Here is a 5451-nt window from a genome sequence, read left to right on the forward strand (position 1 = left end):
TTGACCATTTCTAGTTTAAATTCGCTGCTGTACTGCTTACGCTGTTTTGTCATGAGAGATTGCTCCTAGTTTGGGGTAGTATAACCTCTTATGGGGTGTCTGGGAATATTGTACCGGTACAGTATGGGATTGGCGACCTCTACTCAAGCGGCTTGGTTGAACAATAATCTGCGCAATGGTTTGCAGTTCAGCATCTCTGGTACACTCAGTCCCAGTCTGACAAAAAATACCAATAAGTTTACTTATTTGTATGGTGATCCAAGCATCTATGGTACTAACGGCACTATGACAAATGTATTTGCCGATCAGGATCGACGCGATACAGATGAACGCGCCCGTCTTTCAGGTTTGAATAGTGCAACGGCTTATTTCTCTGCGCAGCAAATGTTGACTCGCGATATCAGTATTTTTGGTACTGTTGGATTATGGGCCTCACCATCTCAGAGTTCTCGTCGTGGTTACTCTTATGGAGCAACCATAATCCACCAAAAATATGGTCAACTGGGTGTCAATACCAATAGCCTTTTTTCAACCAGTGATATTGCCACTACTGGAACTTATAATCCGCTAGATACAACAGGTTCAGCAGTCTCGTTATCCTATACTGCCATCCCAAACCTAACACTATCAGCGTATCATGCATTCCCTGAGACGGGTGATACTCGCTCAGAAAACGACGCAGGTTTGCATTTTGGTTACGGTTTGGCTGCATCTTATACGCATTCATTTGCACCACGCCACAATCTGACCATTGGTGCAGGCCACACCAAGGGCAAGCGCGATGTGGATTTCTACGGCGATGGTTCGACATGGACTTATGGCTATGGCGATCGCTATACGGATTATTGGGGAACGGTATATACTGCACCAAAAGAAAAAGAGGCGACAGCGATCGGTCTAAGCTATCAGTTGGATGATTGGACACTATCTGTTGATGGTGGTAAATCTACTGAAGAATTTACTGGTGAATTTTATAACCGTGCCAAAACCAATAACTATGGTGTGCGCGTGGATTATGAGTTTACCCCACGCATGACTGCCTATGCGTCGTATGGTGAGCGTAAATCGAAAAAAGATGGTGTGGATGGCAATCAAATCAGCTACCAAGACTTCTTAAGCTCAGGCGTACTTGGGGTGAATGAAACTTTGGTGTTTGATGAGGTTAGACAGAAGCAATATACTCTTGGTGCTGAGTATGAGTTATATAACAATGTCAATCTTACAGGCCGAGTTACTAATACCAAAACTCAAAACTATGTTGCTGAAGGTGCTTTTAGTAAGCGCGAAACATACGGCTACACAGCAGGCGTGAGTTTTAGATTTTAAGTTTAACATCAAGAATTTTATTGACAAGGATTTATTATGAAACTAAAAGCATTAGCACTATTTGTCGCTGTCGCATCAGGCGTGATTTCTACTCAGTCATCAGCAGTATATAATCTGTACAAAAAAGATGGTCTTAGCCTGGATATTAATGGTGAAGTGAATGTGCATTTCAAAAATGACCGCGAGCAATTTACTTATCAATATGATCAACCAGGTTGGACAAGTATTACAAGCGATCCAAGACAACTGGTAACTGGTACTTATGAGGAGCGCACAGATCGCCGCACTCGTTTGGGCCAAGATGATGGTGCATCATGGATGGACATTCGCGGCTCTCAAAAGCTACCACAGGACTGGCGTGTGACCGGCACCATTGGCTTTGGTTATGCTGATAGCGATACTGGTTTGTATCTAAACAGTGCCAATCTAGCTTTTGATAAGCTTAATGTCGGCTCGATTTCATTGGGTCGTCAGTACCTACACACCGGCTATGTGACTCGTACAGGTACTTTTACCACGCTGGATACTTTTAGCGGTGCATCCATCCGTACCGATTATACTGCCATCCCAAATCTGCATCTGAGCGCCTACTATAGCACACCATCAAGCAGTGATGTGCGCCGAAATAGCAACAGTGATGTTGAGGGTTGGGGTGCATCAGCAAGCTACCGTTACCCACTTGCGGATAATCAAAGTATTCGTGTAGCTGCTGGCTATTCAGATTCTCGCGCTAATCCACAACTGGTGAATAATAATAATGTTCCACAAAGAAATGGCAATCAGGTACCTGTTGATTCAAAAGGCTATGCAGGTTCTGTCGAATATCGCCATGGCAACTTCTTGGCAGCTGTCGATGCAGGGCGCGGTGAGGATGATTTAAGTGGTAATGTTATTGACAGCGCAAAAACTGATTTTGTAGGTGTGAAATTGGGCTATCAATTTACACCACGCTTTAGTATGACCGCAGGCTATGGTCAACAAGAAACCAAGCGCAAAAATCAACAGGGCGTGACGGTAGTAAGCGGTAGTGTTGGTGCTACAGGTATCTGGCAAAATGTTGCTGCTGCTTATGAACCATTCTTATTCCCCAAGACTGAAGAGACTCGTGCATATATTCGTGGCGATTATTATCTGCGTGATAATGTACGCTTATATGGGCGCATTGACAGTGTTGAGTTGCAACACGAGCTTGACGGCAAGGATTTTGCAAATTTAGAAAACACAGCTTACCGTGCTGGCGTGTCGTTCACTTTCTAAGCCGAAGTAATTTTGGACTTATTAAGTACCACCGATTTTCTAAAATAAAATCGGTGGCAATGTATAGATTTTACTCTACAAATGGAGTATGGAGCATTCCATGAAACTAAAAAAACTCGCTGTCTTGATGGCGGTCGTCTCTGGTGCGTATGCAGTACCAAATATGGCATTTGCCCAAGAATCTCAGGCGACCACCCAAAAGCTGGTATATCCAACCACGCGTATTCATCAAGAACAACAAGATCATTTTATGTTTGGTGAATATGGCAGACCAAGTAACTATGTCGGCTCATCCAGCACAAGCTTTAGCGATACTTCAGATTTTCCTCGTCCTGATGACGGCATTGATCAGTATTTCACTGAGACAGTCGTGGATAAATATCGCTGGCTAGAAGATATTGATCCGATCAATCCAGAATATGCCAAAGAAACCAGTGCTGACCGTGAGCGTAATTTGATCGGTACTCGCCTAGAAAATGAAGTACCAGATGATCAGTTTGATAATCGTACCACAAAGGCGCTGCAAACTGTCGCTGAGCCAACCTCTAGCGAAGTCAATGACTGGGTCAATGCTCAAAATGCGGTCACCAATGAATATCTGAATAATATTCCTTATTATGATCAAATCCGCAAAAACATCGATAGCCTGATGGATCGCGAGCATCTGATTCGCAGATACAAGTTTGATAACATTGGCGAGCTATATATGTACCGCGGGACGGATGGCTTTAACCGTATTCGTACTACAGACCCTTTGGGCAACCAAACCATCATTTATGATGAAAGCCTATTGTCATCAGATGGTCGCGTTGGTGTTGCTGATGGTGATATGTATCCTAGCGAAAACGGTACTTATGTCGCATTGATCATGCGTGATGGCAATGCCGATTCGAACAAGTATTTTATCCGTGTGCTTGACTCAAAAACTGGTCAGGATGTTACCACGCCAATCCAAAATATCTCTTATTCGGGCCTAGCGATCGCATGGCTGGATGATACCAGATTCTACTTCCCAACCACCAATGGCGGCTGGCCTGAAGTGCATATGCGTGATGTAAGCAAAAACAGCTTCAATGATAAGATTGAAGTGAGTCGAAAGCACTTGGCACAGTGGATCGAAGATATTTGGCTAGAGGGTGATGACAATCGCTATTTGGTGATTCAGCATTCATCACCTGTTGAGAATTTTTATATCAAAGATTTGCACACAGGCAAGTATTATCGCATCCACAATCAAAAGTTTTTTGATAAAAAATATCACAATCCTGATGCCTTTACACATGGTTTCTTGGCGCGATATGTCCACTTTGATCCAAAAACGCTGGATGTGTGGTTTATTTCTGAAGAAAATAATCCAAAAGGCGAGATTATTAAGTCTAATCTTAATAACCTAAAAAAACGAGAAGTGGTTGTCACTGCACCAACTGACTATGATGAGATTTTAGAGGCAGTGTGGCACAATCGTGGTGATGGTTATTTTTTGATTAATTATTCAAAAAATGGTACGCATCGTGTTGTAGTAACCGACAGTCGAGGTAATCCGCTCAGAGATCTAACACCAGCCGAGGGTGGTAACATTGATGATCTGTACTCATTGGTCGCCAGTGAGGGCAGCCACGGCCAGCCAGTGGATGATCCTTTGATTGTGAATGATGAAAACAATCAAAACTATGTGTCATTCCGTTTTTATAGCACTACTACACCGCGCACAATTTATAAATACAATCCCGTGCGTGATCAGATGATCGATGTGCGTCGTCGGGATCTGCATCCGTTTGTCACTGAAGATTATGAAAGCAAAGAGGTGATGTACACCTCAAAAGATGGTACGCAGGTCCCAATGGTGATCAGCTACAAAAAAGGCACCGTGTTAGATGGTAAGAATCCAACCGTATTGTATGGCTATGGTGGCTTTAGTGGAATATCGGATCATGCTTTCCGTTTTGATCGTGCCACTTGGCTAGAGCATGGCGGTATCTGGGCGACAGCACATCTGCGTGGTGGCGCTGAACTCGGTGAAGAGTGGCACAAGGCCGGTAAGCGTCTGGATAAGATGAATGTCTTTGATGACTTTGAAGCAGCGGCGGATTATCTGATTAATCAAGGCTATACATCGCCTGATTATTTGGCAATTTCTGGTGCGTCCAATGGCGGTCTATTGGTTGGTGCGGCAATGACCTTGAACCCAAGCAAATACCGTGTGGCACTGCCAGAGGTAGGCGTGCTGGATATGCTGCGCCATCAAGACAATTATCACACTGGGTACTGGGTGGATGAATATGGCACGCCATACGATAGTATTGAGATGTATGAGAAGTTGAAGAGCTATTCACCCTATCATAATGTCAAGGCAGGTACTTGCTATCCATCGACCATCGTGATGACATCAAAGCGCGATGACCGTGTGACACCGTCACATTCTTATAAGTTTGCTGCTGAGCTGCAAGATAAACAAGGTTGTGGTAGACCGGTATTCTTGTATGCTGCCGAAAAACAAGGTCATGGCCCTGGCACCTGGGAGGATCGTAAGGATAATTACCAAATCGTGACAGCTTTCCGCCTGCATGAGATGGGTATCACGAGCGTCCCTACCATCACCAACCGACCAAGCGAAGATGAACTCAAAGGTGCTAAGCGCTTGGAAGAAGAAGCCAAAGAGCACGAAGAATTTTTGAAAAATCGTCAAAAATTACTCGAAAATCAGCAGTAATTATAGACTGCTTAATAAACAAACCCCGTACTTAGTTGTGAACCGCACCCCAAAAGTTAGACAACCTTTGGGGTGTTTTTATGACCAAATACACAATGGACTTTAAACTTGAAGTCATTGATCATTATTTAACAGAGCATAGTTACCACAGCACAGCC

The 5451-nt window shown here is 43.8% G+C and carries 3 protein-coding genes; all 3 read left to right on the plus strand.

Features of this window, described 5'->3' with window-relative positions:
- Positions 1-285 precede the first annotated feature (285 nt).
- Positions 286-1326 carry a porin gene (locus AZ602_RS09730; protein WP_146025241.1) on the plus strand — a complete coding sequence of 347 codons (1041 nt, stop codon included), beginning with the start codon at positions 286-288 and terminating at the stop codon, positions 1324-1326.
- A gap of 36 nt (positions 1327-1362) precedes the next feature.
- Positions 1363-2583: a porin gene (locus tag AZ602_RS09735; protein WP_103034725.1), complete on the plus strand. Its 1221-nt coding sequence runs from the start codon at positions 1363-1365 to the stop codon at positions 2581-2583.
- 100 nt (positions 2584-2683) lie between these two features.
- Complete coding sequence (locus AZ602_RS09740) at positions 2684-5293, plus strand: prolyl oligopeptidase family serine peptidase (RefSeq protein WP_103034726.1); 2610 nt, start codon at positions 2684-2686, stop codon at positions 5291-5293.
- Positions 5294-5451: the final 158 nt, after the last annotated feature.

Origin of the sequence: Moraxella sp. RCAD0137 (genome assembly GCF_002894025.1) — a bacterium.
GTDB classification, from domain to species: Bacteria; Pseudomonadota; Gammaproteobacteria; order Pseudomonadales; family Moraxellaceae; genus Moraxella; species Moraxella porci.

Coding starts and splice junctions, on each gene's coding strand:
- AZ602_RS09730 (WP_146025241.1), top strand. CDS start 286: ATGACAAATGTATTTGCCGATCAGGATCGACGCGATACAGATGAACGC.
- AZ602_RS09740 (WP_103034726.1), top strand. CDS start 2,684: ATGAAACTAAAAAAACTCGCTGTCTTGATGGCGGTCGTCTCTGGTGCG.
- AZ602_RS09735 (WP_103034725.1), top strand. CDS start 1,363: ATGAAACTAAAAGCATTAGCACTATTTGTCGCTGTCGCATCAGGCGTG.